The 16122-nt window shown below is 73.5% G+C and carries 10 protein-coding genes; 9 read left to right on the top strand and 1 reads right to left on the bottom strand.

Annotated elements, in window-relative coordinates:
• The first annotated feature begins 88 nt into the window (after nt 1-88).
• Genes CRP30_RS08515 through CRP30_RS08480 form a run of 8 tightly spaced genes read left to right on the top strand, consistent with a single transcriptional unit; the run spans nt 89 to nt 12625 of the window.
• On the top strand, nt 89-1030 hold the full coding sequence (locus CRP30_RS08515; RefSeq protein WP_097183516.1) for an ABC transporter permease: 942 nt from the start codon (nt 89-91) through the stop codon (nt 1028-1030).
• Entirely contained in the window at nt 1027-3066 is a 2040-nt protein-coding gene (locus CRP30_RS08510; protein ID WP_097183515.1) for a dipeptide/oligopeptide/nickel ABC transporter permease/ATP-binding protein, read from the top strand. The genes CRP30_RS08515 and CRP30_RS08510 overlap by 4 nt, the downstream gene beginning before the upstream one ends.
• Nucleotides 3063-4085, top strand: coding sequence for an oligopeptide/dipeptide ABC transporter ATP-binding protein (locus tag CRP30_RS08505; protein ID WP_097183514.1), 1023 nt, complete (start codon nt 3063-3065; stop codon nt 4083-4085). The genes CRP30_RS08510 and CRP30_RS08505 overlap by 4 nt, the downstream gene beginning before the upstream one ends.
• Nucleotides 4082-6727: a family 78 glycoside hydrolase catalytic domain gene (locus tag CRP30_RS08500; protein WP_097183513.1), complete on the top strand. Its 2646-nt coding sequence runs from the start codon at nt 4082-4084 to the stop codon at nt 6725-6727. The genes CRP30_RS08505 and CRP30_RS08500 overlap by 4 nt, the downstream gene beginning before the upstream one ends.
• Nucleotides 6724-7635, top strand: coding sequence for an alpha/beta hydrolase (locus CRP30_RS08495; RefSeq protein WP_097183512.1), 912 nt, complete (start codon nt 6724-6726; stop codon nt 7633-7635). The genes CRP30_RS08500 and CRP30_RS08495 overlap by 4 nt, the downstream gene beginning before the upstream one ends.
• Entirely contained in the window at nt 7632-10283 is a 2652-nt protein-coding gene (locus CRP30_RS08490) for a glycoside hydrolase family 78 protein (RefSeq protein WP_097183511.1), read from the top strand. Before CRP30_RS08495 ends, CRP30_RS08490 begins: the two co-directional genes overlap by 4 nt.
• Complete coding sequence (locus CRP30_RS08485) at nt 10280-11779, top strand: glycoside hydrolase family 43 protein (protein ID WP_369406760.1); 1500 nt, start codon at nt 10280-10282, stop codon at nt 11777-11779. The genes CRP30_RS08490 and CRP30_RS08485 overlap by 4 nt, the downstream gene beginning before the upstream one ends.
• Nucleotides 11780-11794: 15 nt before the next feature.
• Nucleotides 11795-12625 carry a nucleoside hydrolase gene (locus tag CRP30_RS08480; RefSeq protein WP_097183510.1) on the top strand — a complete coding sequence of 277 codons (831 nt, stop codon included), beginning with the start codon at nt 11795-11797 and terminating at the stop codon, nt 12623-12625.
• On the opposite strand, the gene CRP30_RS08475 is transcribed toward CRP30_RS08480, so the two are convergent.
• Nucleotides 12547-13392, bottom strand: coding sequence for an SDR family NAD(P)-dependent oxidoreductase (locus CRP30_RS08475; RefSeq protein WP_200814626.1), 846 nt, complete (start codon nt 13390-13392; stop codon nt 12547-12549). The two genes, CRP30_RS08480 and CRP30_RS08475, sit on opposite strands and share 79 nt — an antisense overlap.
• A gap of 296 nt (nt 13393-13688) precedes the next feature.
• On the opposite strand from CRP30_RS08475, the gene CRP30_RS08470 reads away from it, so the two are divergent.
• A complete protein-coding gene (locus CRP30_RS08470) occupies nt 13689-16109 on the top strand; it encodes a glycoside hydrolase family 2 TIM barrel-domain containing protein (RefSeq protein ID WP_097183509.1) in 2421 nt (806 codons plus the stop codon).
• The last annotated feature ends 13 nt before the right edge of the window (nt 16110-16122 follow it).

The following is a 16122-nucleotide window of genomic DNA, read 5'->3' as shown; positions in this document are numbered from 1 at the left end:
CGGTGGCCGCGGCGCAGTCCGCGGTCACCGGCTCCCAGCACTCCCGCCCGGCCCCCGCACGACGACGACGACGACGAAGGACAACGAGATGCTCGGCTACGTCGCACGGCGGCTGGCCATGGCGGTCGGCACAGTTCTGGCCGCGGTGGTGATCAGCTTCCTGCTGGTGCACATCAGTGACTCCACGCCCGGGGCCGTGCGTCTCGGCCCCGGTGCCACCGAGGCGCAGATCGCCGCGGAGAACGAGGTGCTGGGCTGGAACCGCCCGCTGGTCGTCCAGTTCTTCGACTACCTCGGGGACCTGGTCCGGGGGGACCTGGGGACGTCGCTCATCGACGGCCGCTCGATCGGCGCCGACCTGGCCGACCGGGTGCCGGTCACCGCCTCCATCGCCCTCTTCGCGACCCTCCTCTCGGGGGTCGTGGGCGTATGCATCGGCGTCACCGCAGCCGTCCGCGGTGGCCGGGTGAGCCGCTTCCTCATGACCGGCAGCGGGGTGGCGCTGTCGCTGCCGGCGTTCTGGGTCGGCGTGCTGCTCGTCTACGTCCTGGCGATCCAGACCGGGCTGTTCCCGGCGACCGGCTACGTCGAGTTCGCCACCGACCCGGCCGGCTGGGCCACCAGCCTGGCGATCCCCGTCCTGACCCTCACCGTGGGCGGGGCCGCGATCATCGCGCGGACGGCGAACGCCGGCATGCGCGAGGCCCTGGCCCAGGAGCACATCCGGACCCTGCGGGCCATGGGCACGCCGGAGTGGCGGATCCGCTACGTGCACGCTCTGCGCTTCGCCAGCCTGCCCGTCGTGTCGGTGCTCGGCATCCAGTTCATCGCGCTGTTCGGCGGCTCGGTGATCATCGAGAACCTCTTCGCCCTTCCCGGCCTCGGGCAGGCCGGTCAGTTCGCCGCTGCCTCGAGCGACATCCCGGCCCTGATCGGCGTGGTCGTGGTCGCCACCGTCGTCGTCGTCATCACGAACCTGCTGCTGGACCTCCTGGTCGCGGCGCTCGACCCGAAGGTGCGGACAGCATGAGCGTTCTGCCGTTGGACGCTGCGGACGACGTGGCGACCGAGCCCGTCCCGCCGGCGCAGCGTCGCCGCGGCCTGCCGTACTTCCTGCGTCGCCCCGGTGGCCTGTTCGGCGCGGTCTGGCTGGTCTTCATGCTGGCCGCCTCGCTCACCGCCTCGCTGTGGCGGCCCTACGAGGTCGCCGAGCAGGATCTCGCGAACCGGCTGGCCCTCCCGTCGGGCGCGCACCTGCTGGGCACCGACCCACTGGGCCGCGACCTCCTCAGCCGGATCTTCAGCGCCGGCGCCGAGCCGCTGCTGGCCGCTGCGGTCACCGTGCTCGTCGCCTTCGGCATCGGCCTGCCGCTCGCCCTGATCGCCGCCGAGCGCGGCCGTCGCGTGGAACGGGTGATCAGCAGGGTGACCGAGGTCTTCCTCGCGCTGCCGGCCACCATCCTGCTGCTCGCGGTCATCGGCGTGATCGGCGTCCGCACCTTCATCATCATGGCGATCCTCGGCGTGCTGATCTCCGCCGCGGTGTACCGCGTGATGCTGGGCGTCGCGCAGTCGGTGCGGCAGCGCCTCTACGTCGACGCCGCACGCGTCAACGGACTCGGGTCGCTGCGGGTCAACCTCGTCCACGTGCTGCCGTCGATGGCGACCGTCGTGGCCGTCCAAGCCGCGCAGCTCTACGGCATCGGCCTGCTGATCGTCGCGGGCCTGGCCTTCCTCGGCTTCGGGCCGGCCGAGCCCGCCCCCAGTTGGGGCTTCATGATCCAGGACGCGTCCTCCTACGTGTTCAACGCGCCGTGGCTGCTGGTGCCCACCGGACTGGTCCTGGCGCTCACCGTGGTCGCCGCCAACGAGCTCGCCGACGCCATCGCCGGCAAGGCCTCGATCGCGCGCACGCCGACCCGCCGGAAGCGGCCCCTGGCCAGGGCGATCGCCGCCGCGAGGGGGGACGCCGCGCCGGCTGATCCGGCCGCCATCCTCGAGGTCCGCGATCTCGACGTCTCGGTGGACGACGGCCCGGCGTTGGTCACCGGCGTCTCCTTCACGCTGCGGCCCGGGCGCGTCCTCGGCCTCGTGGGGGAGTCCGGCTGCGGCAAGACGATGACCGCGCGCTCGCTGATGGGGCTGCTTCCCGACGGGGTGTCGGTGTCCGGCGGGTCGATCCTGTGGCAGGGGCGCGAGCTGGTCGCCCTCCCGGACAAGGAACTCACGGCGATCCGTGGCCGGGAGATCGCGATGATCTCCCAGGAGCCCATGGTGGCGCTGGACCCGATGTTCTCCATCGCCTACCAGCTCGTCCAGCCGCTGCGCCGCATCCGAGGGGCCGGCAAGGCCGAGGCCCGGACGATCGCCGCCGAGCTGCTCCGACAGGTGGGCATCGTCGACGCCGAGCGGGTCCTGAAGTCCTACCCGCACGAGCTCTCGGGCGGCATGGCACAGCGCGTGGCCATCGCCCTCGCGCTGACCGGCGAGCCGAAGCTGCTGATCGCCGACGAGCCGACCACCGCCCTCGACGTCACGGTGCAGGCGGAGATCCTCAGTCTCCTGCGCGCCCTGGTCCGGGACACCGGCCTCTCGGTGGTCATCGTCAGCCACGACCTCGGCGTCGTCGCCGACATCTGCGACGACGTGGCCGTCATGTACGCCGGCGCGGTCGTGGAGGACGGTTCCGCCGTCGCCGTGCTGGACGAGCCGGCACACCCGTACACGATGGCCCTCCTCGGTGCGAACCCGCACGTGCCCGACGGCGAGCCGGTGCCGGAGCGACTCGCCTCCATCCCCGGGACAGTGCCGCCGCCCGGCTCGTGGCCGACCGGCTGCCGGTTCGCCGGCCGCTGCCAGTTCGTCCAGGAGAAGTGCACCGTGCCGTTCCCGGCGCTGCCGGCGCACGGAGCCGGATCGGTGCTGTGCGTCCGCGTCGACGAGATCGCCCGGGCCGGCGCCACGTGGGAGGCCGACGACATCGGGGCCGAGGTGGCGCCCGGTGCCGGTCTGACCGCCGAGCCGATCGCTACCGAGCCCGCCGCGACCGCTGGAGGAATCCGATGACCGCGCCCGCTCCCGCCACCCCGGTGGCTCTCGGGACGGGCCCGGCGCCCGCCCTCGAGATCCGCGACCTCGTGGTCCGGTACGGCCGCGGTCGCAAGGCGCGTCAGGCGCCCCCGGCCATCGACGGCGTGAGCTTCGACATCATGCCGGGCGAGACTCTCGGTCTCGTCGGCGAGTCCGGGTCCGGCAAGTCGACGATCGGCAAGGCGGTCCTCGGCCTGCAGCCGCCGACGGCGGGGACGGTGCGGCTGCACGGCCAGGACATCACGCACATGCCGCTGAAGCAGCGCAGCCGCCAGGTCGCGGACCTGCGGGTGGTCTTCCAGGACCCGTACTCCTCGCTCAACCCGGCGCGCACGATCGGGAAGACGCTGGTCGAGCCGCTCCGCCTCATGGGGGTGACCGGCCGGGAGGCGCTGGCCAAGGCGCGGTCCGGCCTGGAGTCCGTCGGCCTCCCCGGCGACGCCGTCGACCGGTATCCGGCCCAGTTCTCGGGCGGTCAGCGCCAGCGCATCGCCATCGCCCGCGCCCTGGTCTGCGACCCGAAGGTCGTCGTCCTCGACGAGCCGGTCTCCGCGCTCGACCTCTCCACCCAGGCACAGGTGCTCAACCTGCTGGCCGACCTGCGCGACCAGCGTGGCCTGGCCTTCCTGTTCATCGCCCACGACCTCGGTGTCGTGCGCTTCCTGTCCCAGCGGACGGTCGTGCTCTACCGCGGGCAGGTCATGGAGACCGGTCCGGTCGACGCCGTCGCGCTGGCTCCGCGGCACCCGTACACCGTCGCGCTCACCTCGGCGGCCCCCGTGCCGCGCCCGGCGGAGCAGGCCGCCCGCCGCGCCGCCCGGGAGGCGCTCGGCATGGGGACGGCCGGCACCGCGCAGGCGTCCGCCACCGGGTGTCCCTTCGTGCCACGATGCCCGCTGTCGACCGACGTGTGCGTGGAGCAGCGGCCGCCGCTGCGGCGGCTCGACGCGACCCTCGCCGCCTGCCACCACGCCGAGCGCGTCCCGGCTCGATGACGGCACCGCGCGGCCTGCGGGTCGAGCACCTGGACGACGCGATCGGCATCCGGACGACGACGCCGCGGCTCTCGTGGCGGCTGCCGGACGGCGCGCGCGAGCAGGTGGCCTACCGGCTCACCGCCGACAACGGCTGGGACTCCGGCTGGGCGGCCGACGGCCGGCACCTGCTCCTGCCGTACGCCGGTCCGCCGCTGACCTCCGCCCAGCGGGTCGAGTGGCAGGTCGCGGTGCGCACGGACCTGGGGGAGAGCCCGGTGTCCGCGCCGGCCTGCTTCGAGACGGGCCTGCTGTGGGAGGAGGACTGGCAGTCCTCCTGGATCGAGCCCGGGACGATGCCCGACGGCCCGAAGGGGTACCGGCCGGCTGCGCTGCTCCGCCTGGAGTTCGACGTCGACCGGCCCGTCGCCTCCGCCCGGCTGCACGCCACCGCGCAGGGCCTCTACGAGGCCTTCCTGAATGGCGGTCGCGTCGGGGACGCGGAGCTCACCCCCGGCTGGACGCAGTACGACGCCCGGTTGCAGGTGCAGACGGTCGACGTCACCGCGTCCGTGCAGCCCGGTCGCAACGCCCTGGCCGTTGTCCTGGCCGACGGCTGGTTCCGCGGGCAGACCGGCATCACCCGCGCGGCCGACCAATGGGGGGACCGGCTCGCGCTGCTGGCCCAGCTGCACGTGACCCACGACGACGGCACCGAGACCGTCGTCGGGACGGGATCCGGGTGGCGGAGCGGCCTGGGTCACGTGGTGGCCGCGGACCTGATCGCCGGGGAGCGGGTCGACCTGACACGCCTGCCGCGGGGCTGGGAGCTGCCGGGATTCGACGACACCGGCTGGGACGACGTGGCCGTCGTCGAGCACGGTTACGCCGGCCTGGTCGACTCGGCCGCGCCTCCGGTGCGACGGGTGGCGGAGATCGTGCCGCGATCGGTGACGCGCCTCGACGACGGCCGGCAGATCGTGGACCTCGGGCAGAACATCAACGGCTGGCTCCGGCTCACGGACCTCGGCCCCGCCGGCACGACGTTGACGCTCACCCACGGCGAGTGGCTCGGTCCCGACGGCGACGTGACGACCGACCACCTGCGGCCCGCCGTGCCGTTCCTGCCGGAACCGCTGCCGGCCGGTCAGGTCGACGCCGTCGTGTCGGCGGGGGTCGACGGCGACGTCTTCGAGCCCCGGCGGACGACGCACGGCTTCCAGTACGTCCGCATCGAGGGTCATCCGGGCGACCTCACCGTCGACGACGTCCGGGGCGTCGTCGTGCACACCGACATGCGGCGGACCGGCGCTTTCACCTGCAGCGACGAGCGGGTGAACCGCTTCCACGAGGCGGCGGTGTGGAGCCTCCGCGGCAACGCCTGCGATGTCCCCACCGACTGCCCGCACCGCGAGCGCGGGCCCTGGACCGGTGACTGGCAGCTGTACGTGCCGACCGCCGCGTTCCTGTACGACGTCGCCGGCTTCTCGACCAAGTGGCTGCGCGACGTCGCTCTGGACCAGTGGCCGGACGGCACCGTCGCCAATCTGAGCCCGAGCACCCGGGGCGAGGGCCGGCAGAGCCCGCTCGCGTTTCTGAACGGGTCCGCCGGCTGGGGGGACGCCGCGGTCATCGTCCCGTGGGAGATCTATCGCGCGTACGGCGACGAGCAGGTGCTCGACGAGCTGTGGCCGACCATGGTCCGCTGGCTGGAGCGGACGGAACGGAAGGCGCACAACCGACGGCACCCCGACCGGGCCGCGTCCCGGCCGGAACCCGCGCCGCACGAGCAGTACCTGGTGGACACCGGCTTCCACTGGGGCGAGTGGCTGGAGCCCGGCGAGCAGATCGCCGACTTCCCGGCATGGGTGGCGGCGGACAAGGGCGACGTCGCCACCGCGTACTTCGTCCACAGCGCCGGCCTGATGGCCCGCATCGGCGAGCTGCTGGGCCGCGACGAGGAGGCTGCGCGGTACGCCGAGCTCGCTGTCCGTGCCCGGCAGGCCTGGGAGGCGGAGTACCTGGACGCCGACGGGCGGCTGACGCCCGACACCCAGGCGAACCACGTCCGCGCGCTGGCGTTCGACCTCGTCCCGGCGGAGTTGCGTCCGGCCGTGGCCGAGCGGCTGGTCGAGCTCATCCGGAAGGCCGACACCCACCTGGGGACCGGCTTCCTCGCCACGCCCTACCTGCTGCCCGTCCTCGCGGAGACCGGCCATCTCGACGTCGCGTACGAGCTGCTGATGCAGGACAGCGAGCCCTCGTGGCTGGTGATGGTCGACCGCGGCGCCACGACGGTGTGGGAGCGGTGGAACGGGGTCTCCGCCGACGGCGTCCCGTACGAGTCGCTCAACCACTACTCCAAGGGCGCGGTGATCTCCTTCCTGCACCTCTACACCGCGGGCATCGAGCTGATGGAGCCCGCCTACCGCCGGTTCCGGGTACGGCCCCGTCCGGGTGGCGGGCTGACCTCGGCCGAGGCGGCGCACGACTCGCCCTACGGCCGCATCGAGTCCGCGTGGCGGATCGACGGCGACGCCTTCTCGCTCCGCGTCGTCGTCCCGGCCGGCACGTCGGCGGAGATCGTCCTGCCCGACGGATCGGTGGACGGCGCGGGACCCGGCGAGCACACCTACACGAGCACCCTGGAGGACCGTCGATGACCGCCGACACGACCGAGTGGGCCGGGCCTGCCCGGTTCCTGCCCCCGCACGAGCCGACGCGGCGGGACGACGGCGTCCGGCACTGGAGCGGCCTGACCTACGCAGTGGCGTTCGGGTACCGGCCGCTGCAGCTGGACGTGTGGGTGCCCGCGACCGACGCCCCCGCCCCGCTGGTGGTCTGGGTGCACGGCGGCGCGTTCATGATGGGTGACCGGCGGTACCTGCCGGAGACGCTGCGGCCCGACCAGGTCTTCGACGCGCTGCTGGAGGCCGGGCTCGCCGTCGCCACCGTCGACTACCGGCACGCCCTCGAGGCGCCCTTCCCCGCGCAGCTGCACGACCTCAAGGCCGCCGTCCGCTACCTGCGCGCGCACGCCGATGAGCTGGGCGTCTCCACCGACCGGATCGGTGCCTGGGGCGAGTCCGCCGGTGGGCACCTCGTCGCGCTGCTCGGCCTGACCGGCTCCCGCGACGACCTCGAGGGCTCGCACGGCGTCGTCGGCCCGTCCAGCGCGGTCGACGTGGTCGTGGACTGGTACGGGCTGTCGGACATGGCGACCATGCCGCGGAAGGCCCCGCCCCCGCAGGTGGCGGCGATGCTGCCGCCGGAGCTGCACACCCCGCCGGAGGACCAGTTGCTGCGCGGGCTGAGCGGAGACGCGCTCCTCGACGCCAGCCCGGTGCACCACGTCCGGGCCGACTCGCCGCCCTTCCTGCTCGTGCACGGCACGGCCGACTGGCTGGTGCCCTACGCGCAGAGCGAGCAGCTGCACGCCGCCCTGACCGCCGTCGGGGTCGAGAGCCGGCTGGTCCCGATCGAGGGCGCCCAGCACATCTTCGACGGGCACGACGACGTCGACGGCGTCGTGCACCTGTCCGTCGACTACCTCGTGGAGAAGCTGCGATGAGCGACCTGACCGTCCTGCCCGTGACCGTCGAGCACCACCGCGAGCCCCTCGGCATCGGGGATCCCACGCCACGGCTGTCCTGGGTGACCCGGACCGACCTGCCGGACTGGCACCAGGCGGGTTACGAGCTGGAGATCGAACCGCTCGACGGGTCGGCGTGGTCATCCGGGCGGATCGACTCCGCCGAGTCGGTGCTCGTCCCGTGGGGCGCGCCGCCGCTGACCAGCCGCGAGCGCCGCATCGTCCGGGTCCGGGTGTGGGGCCATTCCGGAGACACTCTCGCCCCCGAGCCGTCGGCCTGGAGCGAGGACGTCGTCGTCGAGGCCGGTCTGCTCGAGCCCGGCGACTGGACCGCCGCGCTGGTGCAGCCGTTCCTGACCGCCGACGCCGACGAGCCGGTCGCCCTGCTGCGCCGCGAGTTCGTGCTGGGCAAGCCGGTCGCCCGGGCCCGGCTGTACGCCACCGCGCATGGCGTCTACGAGGCGGAGCTCAACGGCTCGGTCGTCGGCGACCAGGTGCTGGCGCCGGGCTGGACCAGCTACTCCCACCGGCTGCGCTACCAGTCGTACGACGTCACCGACCTGGTGAGGGAAGGCGCCAACGCGATCGGAGTGCAGCTGGCCGACGGCTGGTACCGCGGCTACCTCGGGTTCACCGGCAAGCGCGGCATCTACGGCGACCGCACCGGCGTCTTCCTGCAGCTCGAGGTGGAGCACCCCGACGGCAGCCGCACCGTCGTCGCCACCGACGACGACTGGCGCGCCACCACCGACGGCCCGCTGACCCGGGCCGGCCTCTACAAGGGCGAGACCGTCGACTTCCGGCGCGAGCTCCCCGGCTGGTCGCAGGCGTCGTTCGACGACAGCGGCTGGGCGCCGGTCGAGCGCGGCGCGTTCGACGCGGCGCAGCTGGTCGCGCCCACGGGCCCCCCGGCGCGGCGCACCCAGACGGTGCCCGTGCGGGAGATCAGCACGTCGCCGTCCGGCGCCACGTTGGTGGACTTCGGGCAGAACCTCGTCGGCCGGCTCCGTTTCGCACTGCCCGACGCCCCGGCGGGGACGGAGATCACCGTCCGGCACGCCGAGGTGCTCGAGCACGGTGAGCTGGGCACCCGCCCGCTGCGCGCGGCCGACGCGACCGACGTGATCGTCCTCGACGGCACGGGCCCCCGGACCTGGGAGCCGCGGTTCACCTTCCACGGGTTCCGCTACGCCGAGGTCTCCGGCTGGCCGGGCGAGGTGACCGCCGAGGCACTGGAGGCGGTCGTCGTGCACACCGATCTGCGCCGGACGGGCACGTTCGAGTGCTCGGACCCCGACGTCACCCGGCTGCACGAGAACGTCGTGTGGGGGATGCGCGGCAACTTCCTCGACGTGCCGACCGACTGCCCGCAGCGCGACGAACGGCTGGGCTGGACCGGCGACCTGCAGGTCTTCGCGCCCACCGCGTCGTTCCTCTACGACACCGCCGGCATGCTGCGGTCCTGGCTGGCCGACCTCGCCGTCGAGCAGATGAAGGACCACGGCGGCGTGGTGCCGATGTACGTGCCGTTCGTCGAGCTCCTGCCGTTCCCGCAGCAGCCGGACGTCGGCTGGGGCGATGCCGCCGTCGTCGTGCCGTGGGTGCTCTACCAGCGCAGCGGCGACGCCGGGCTGCTGGCCGACCAATGGACGTCGATGACCGCCTGGGTCGACGCCTTCGCGGGCCGGGCGGGAGCCGACCTCGACTTCCCGGAGGGCGGCTTCTCCTTCGGCGACTGGCTGGACACCGCCGCGCCGCCCGACAACCCGGCCGCTGCCCGGACGCCGTGGCAGTGCGTGGCGACGGCCTACCTGGCGCGGACGGCTCGCACGATGGCGCAGGCGGCGGAGGTGCTCGGCCGGGACGGCAGCCGCTTCGCCGACCTGGCAGAACGCGCAGCCGCGCGGTTCCGCGCCGAGTACGTGACCCCGAACGGCCGGGTCGCCTTCCCCTCCCAGACGGCGTACGCGCTGGCGCTGGAGTTCGACCTGCTGACGCCCGAGCAGCGGGAGCACGCCGGCCGGCTGCTGGCCGAGCAGGTTCTCAAGGACGGCTTCCACATCGCCAGCGGCTTCCTCGGGACGCCGCTGGTCACCGACGCGCTGACCGACGCCGGCGAGCTGCCGACCGCGTACGAGCTGCTGCTGCAGCGGGAGAACCCGTCGTGGCTCTATCCGGTGACGATGGGTGCCACGACCATCTGGGAGCGCTGGGACTCCATGCTCCCGGACGGCTCGATCAACCCCGGCGACATGACGTCGTTCAACCACTACGCCTTCGGCGCGGTGGCCGACTGGCTGCACCGCACGGTGGCGGGGCTCGCGCCCGCGGCGCCGGGGTATCGGCGGCTGCTGATCGCCCCGCGCCCGGGACCTGGGCTCAGCTCGGCGGCGGCGACCCACGAGACGCCCTACGGAACGGCGGAGGTCTCCTGGACGCTGACCGCCGGCACGCAGTTCGCCCTGGAGGTCACCGTGCCGCCGAACACGACGGCACAGGTCGTGCTCCCCGACGGCAGCGACGCCGTCGAGGTCGGGTCCGGCCGGCACTCGTTCGCGGCCACGATCGCCGAGCCGGTGCCCGTGGAGAAGCCCGCGCTCTTCTTCGACCCGGACGACCACCAGTGACGGTGCCGCCGCGTCCCGTCGTCCCCGGGTTCCATCCGGACCCGAGCGTGGTCCGGGTGGGGAACACGTACTGGATGGTGGTGTCGAGCTTCGAGTACGCGCCCGGGGTGCCGCTGTTCCGGTCGACCGACCTCGTCACGTGGCAGCAGGCCGGGCACGTGCTCGCCCGGCCGTCGCAGTTGGACGTCTCGGCGGCGCCCGGCTCGGGCGGCATCACCGCGCCGACGATCCGCTTCCACGACGGCCGGTTCTGGATGATCACCACCAACCTCGCCGACGGCGGGTGGCAGGTCCTCGTGCACGCCGAGGACCCGCTCGGCCCCTGGTCGGAGCCGGTCCGGCTGACCGAGGTCCGGGGCATCGACCCCGACCTGGCCTGGGACGACGACGGCACCCTGCTGGTCACCTACGCAGGCTTCGGCGCGGGCGGGCCGGCCGGGCTCGTGCAGCAGGCAGTGGATCTGGAGACGGGCGCCGCGCTCACCGAGCGCCGGCACGTGTGGCAGGGGACCGGTGGCCGGTTCCCGGAGGGCCCGCACCTCTACCGGATCGGGGAGTACTGGTACCTGCTGATCGCCGAGGGCGGCACGGAGCGCGGGCACGCGGTGACCATTGCGCGCGGGACATCGCCGTCCGGGCCGTTCGAGCCGTGCCCGCACAACCCGCTGCTGACCCACCGCGGCATCGAGTCGCCGGTGCAGAACACCGGGCACTCCGACCTGGTGCAGCGGCCCGACGGCAGCTGGGCGATCGTCTTCCACGGCGTCCGCCCGCGCGGGGCCAGCCCCCAGTTCCACGTCCTGGGCCGCGAGACCTTCGCCGCCGAGGTGACGTGGGAGGACGGCTGGCCGCGCATCGGCGCGTGGCTGGTTCCCACGACGGACGCCGTCGAGGTCGAGGAGCTCGACGGCCCGGCGCTCCCGGACTCGTGGGTGTCACCGCGTCGCTTCCCGGAGGAACTGCTCACCCGGAGCGACGCCGGCTGGCGGGTGTCAGCGGCCGACCCCGACCCCGCATCGGACGAGCTCTTCTTCGCGGGACGCCGGCAGGAGCACCTCGTCGCGCGTGCCCGGGCGGTCGTGGACGCGTCCGAGGGCGTCGGCGGGCTCTCCGTCCGCATGGACGCCCGGCACCACCTCGACCTGGAGGTGGACGGCGACCGCGTCCGGGCCGTCGCCCACGTCGGGGTGCTGCGGCAGGTGCTGGGGGAGACGACCGTCGCGACCGGCGACGTCGTCCTGGAGATCCGGGCGGTCCCGGACGAGGGCCACTTCTCCTCGACGGCCCTGGGGCCCGACCAGCTCGTGGCCGGCCTCGTAGGCGGCGACGGCGGGTTCACCGAGCTCGGCCGGCTGGACGGTCGCTACGTGTCGACCGAGGTGGCGGGCGGCATGACCGGCCGGCTGCTCGGCGTCTGGTGCTCGTCCGGCGCGATCGTCGTCCGCTCGTTCCGCTACACCGGCAGCGACGAGCCCGCCGTCGTGCCGGCCGTCTGACCACTGGAGGAGAACGTGTCCCTGCGCATCGCCGAACGGTGCCGTGTCGTCGTCGACAACGACTGGGCCGGTGACCCGGACGGCCTGGTCGCTCTGGCGCACCACCTGCTCAGCCCTGCCAACCGGGTGGTCGCGGTGACCGGCTCGCAGAACAGCCCGGTCTTCGGGTCGCCCGCGGGCACCGCGGCCGCAGGAACCGCGCTCGCCCAAGAGCTGATCGACCTGGTCGGCACCCACCGGCCGGTCGTCGCCGCCGGGTGCGACGTGCCGATCGGTGGGGGCGACACCTCGTCGGCCGCTGCGGACGCCATCGTCGCCGAGGCCCGGCGGGACGACCCGCTCCCGCTCTTCCTGGTCTGCGCCGGACCCCTGACCAACGTCGCCCAGGCGCTCCGGCAGGCGCCGGACATCGCCGAGCGGCTGACCCTGGTCTGGATCGGCGGGGCGCTGGGCGCCGACGCGCAGGAGTACAACCGGGACACCGACCCGCAGGCGGCCGACGAGGTGCTGGGTCGGGCCGAGCTCGCCGTCCGGCAGTTCCCGCTGGAGACCTACCGACGGTGCTCGTACTCGGTCGCCGAGCTGGAGCACGACATCGGCGGCGCCGGCCGGGTCGGGGCGTGGCTCTGGCAGCGCTTCCTCGAACTGCCGCTGCCCGACTTCGTGCAGCTCGGCGAGGTGTGGCCGCTGGGCGACAGCCCGCCCGTCCTGGTCACTGCGCTGGACGACGCGTCGAGCACGTGGAGCGGCCCGCCGACCCGGCGCGTCTACACCGACGTCGACGTCCGGCTGCTGTTCGCCGACCTGCTCGCCCGGCTGAGGTTGCACCAGCGCCGCACCGACTGAGCCGGAGCGGCCCGGCTCAGAGCGTGGTCATGCCGCCGTCGACGGCGAACGTCGCCGGTGGCGAACGCCGACTCGTCGCCGGCCAGGTACACCATGACTCCCTCGAGGTCCCCCGTCGTGCCGGCGCGGCCCATGGGGATCCGGCCGACGATGGCGGCCCGCGCCTCGGGGTCGCCGGTGATGGTGCTGACCAGGCCCGTCCCGGTGTAGGGCGGGACGACGGTGTTCACCCGGATGCCCCGGCGGGCGTAGGCGGCGGCGACCGTGCGGCCGAGCCCGTGCATCCCGGCCTTCGACGAGGCATAGGCGGTGAACTCCGCGCCCTCGCCGCGGATCGCGGTCGGGCTGCCGGTCAGGACGATGGAGCCACCGCCGACGGTCAGCATCCCCCGCACGGCGTGCTTGATGGTCAGGAACGCGCCGGTCAGGTTGACCTCGTGGGTGCGCCGCCAGACGTCGAGGTCCAGGTCGGCGACCTCGGCGTCCTGCCCGAACAACTGGACGCCGGCGTTGACGACGACGACGTCGGGGACCCAGCCGTCCGCGGCCAGCGCGGCGAAACCGCCGGCGACGCTGTCCTCGTCGGTGACGTCCATCGGCACCGCCCGCCCGCCGGATGTCGCAGCGGCCGCCTCGGCGCCCGCGGCGTCGCGGTCGGCGTAGGCGACCCGCGCTCCCTCGGCGACGAACCGGTCGGCCACTGCCCGTCCGATGCCCGCGGCAGCCCCGGTGACCAGTGCCGTCTTCCCTGTCAGCCGCTCCGCCATGTCTGCAGCCTGCCTCGGGTCCCCGTCGGGCCACAGACCCCCTGCCATCCACCGGCATCCCAGGTCGCCGAGGGCACCGGTGGGGTGCCGCGGCTGATCGGCTGCCGGTCAATGGGACGGCGGTCGTCGGAGGCGACGACCGTCACCGAGGATGTCGGGTGCGTGGGTCCCGAGGGCCATCCAGCGGACGGCGGATGGCCGGCCGGACGGGCCGCGCGTGAGCATGGGGCGCTCCAGCCAGGACGCCATCCGTCGCGTGCTGCCCCCTCGTACCGCTCCACAGCGATTGGACAGCCATGCGACGCATCCCGTTCAACCGCGGCTGGGAGACCAGGCCGCACGCCAACTTCTTCGCCGAGATGCACGGGGCTGCGGCACCGTGGCAGCAGGTCACCCTTCCGCACGACGCCGCACTCGGTTCGGCGCGGGACTCCTCCCAGGGCGCCGGTACCGGCTACGTCCCGGGCGGGGTGCACGAGTACCGGGCGGTCCTCGACGCGCCGGAGGAGTACCGCGACCGGCGGGTGCTCCTGGAGTTCGAGGGCGTCTACCGCACCGCCATGGTGTACGTGAACGGCAGCCTCGCCGGCCACCGGGCGGCGGGGTACACCGGGTTCACCGTCGACCTCGACGACCACCTGCGGTACGGCGCCGCGAACGAGATCCGCGTCGTCTGCCGCACCCACCGCGACTCCCGCTGGTACTCCGGCGCCGGCATCCACCGCCCGGTGCACCTCGTCGTGTCGGGGCTGGTGCACATCGCCCTCGACGGCGTCCGCGTCACCGCGGTGGACGTCGACGACCAGTTCGCCGTCGTGGAGGTCGCGACCACCGTCGAGCACGACGGCCGGGGGCTGGCGACGCTCGAGCTGGACACCCAGGTGCGGGACGGGAACGGCGCGGTCGTCGCCTCCGCCGTGTCCCCGGTGACCGTCCTCCCGGGGGAGCCGGCGATCGTGCGACAGCGGTTGCTGATCCGCGACCCGGCGCTCTGGGGTCCGGACTCTCCCTCGCTGTACACGGCATCCGTCGTCCTCCGGGAGGGCGACGCCGAGATGGACCTGGAGACCGCCTCGTTCGGGATCCGGACCCTCTCGCTGGACCCGGAGCGTGGCCTGCGGATCAACGGCGAGCCGGTCACGCTCCGCGGGGCCTGCGTGCACTCCGACAACGGCGTCCTCGGAGCGGCCACGATCGGCCGGGCCGACGAACGCCGCGTCGAGCTGCTCAAGGCGGCCGGCTTCAACGCCCTGCGCAACGCGCACAACCCGATGAGCCGGGCCATGCTCGACGCGTGCGACCGGAACGGCGTCCTCGTCATGGACGAGCTCACCGACGTGTGGACCGAGAGCAAGTCCGACTTCGACGCCGCACTGGACTTCCCGGAGTGGTGGGAGCGCGAGGTCGAGGCGATGGTGGCCAAGGACGTCAACCACCCGAGCGTCGTCTTCTACTCGATCGGCAACGAGATCCCGGAGGTCGCCAAGCCGCACGGTGCCGTCTGGTCGCGGCGGCTGGCCGAGAAGGTGCGCTCGCTCGACGGCACCCGGTTCGTCACCAACGGGATCAACGCCATGCTGGCCGTCATCGGCGAGGCGACCTCTTCCGAGAACCAGGCGGCCGAGGAACAGGCCGGCATCAACACGATGCTCAGCGACATGGGTGCGTTCATGGACGAGCTCTCCGCCTCCGAGTTGGTCGCCGCCCGGACCGCCGAGGCCTACGACGTGCTCGACGCGGCCGGTATGAACTACATGGAGGCCCGGTACGCACTCGACCGGGAGCTCTTCCCCCGTCGGGTGATCGTGGGGTCGGAGACCTTCGCGAACAGGATCGATCGGCTGTGGCGGCTCGTCCTCGACAACCCGCACGTGATCGGCGACTTCACCTGGACCGGTTGGGACTACCTCGGCGAGGTCGGCATCGGCCGGGTCTCGTTCGCCGACGAGCCGGCCGGGGGCGGGCTCAACGGTCCCTACCCGTGGCTGCTCGCGCACGTCGGCGACATCGACATCACCGGGCACCGGCGGCCGGCCTCGTACTACCGGGAGATCGTCTTCGGTCTGCGCACCGATCCCTATCTCGCCGTCCTGCGGCCCGAGCGGTCCGGTCGCGAGCTGGCGGCGACGCCGTGGGCGTGGAGCGACACGGTCGGCAGCTGGAGCTGGGCCGGCGCCGAGGGCAAGCCGGTGACGGTCGAGGTGTACAGCGACGCCGACGAGGTGGAGCTGCTCCTGGACGGAGCGTCGCTCGGCACGGCGAAGGCGGGGGAGGCGAACCGCTTCCGCGCCGAGTTCGAGGTGGTCTACGCACCTGGTGAGCTCACGGCGGTGGCCCGCACCGCGGGGGAGGAGACCGGGCGCTCCACGCTGCGGTCGGCCGCGGGTCCGATCGGGTTGGCTGCGGTGGCCGACCGCGACGTGGTCCGGGCCGACGACACCGACCTCGCCCACGTCGCGCTCACGCTGCAGGACGGCGCCGGCGTCGTCGCCCTCGGGGTGGACCGCGAGGTGACGGTCACCGTCGAGGGCCCCGGCGTCCTCCAGGGGTTCGGCAGTGCCGCCCCGGCGACCGAGGAGTCCTACCTGGACGACGTCCACACGACGTTCGACGGTCGCGCGCTGGCCGTCGTCCGACCGACCGGGGTCGGGGTCATCACCGTGACTGCGTCTGCGCCGGAGTGCGGCGCCGTCACCACATGTATCGCGGCGCGATGAGTTCCCCCTGCAT

This window comes from Blastococcus haudaquaticus (genome assembly GCF_900230285.1).
Taxonomy (GTDB): Bacteria; Actinomycetota; Actinomycetes; order Mycobacteriales; family Geodermatophilaceae; genus Blastococcus_B; species Blastococcus_B haudaquaticus.
The sequence above is the reverse complement of the archived record's forward strand: the minus strand, read 5'-3'. Positions and strand labels throughout refer to the sequence as shown.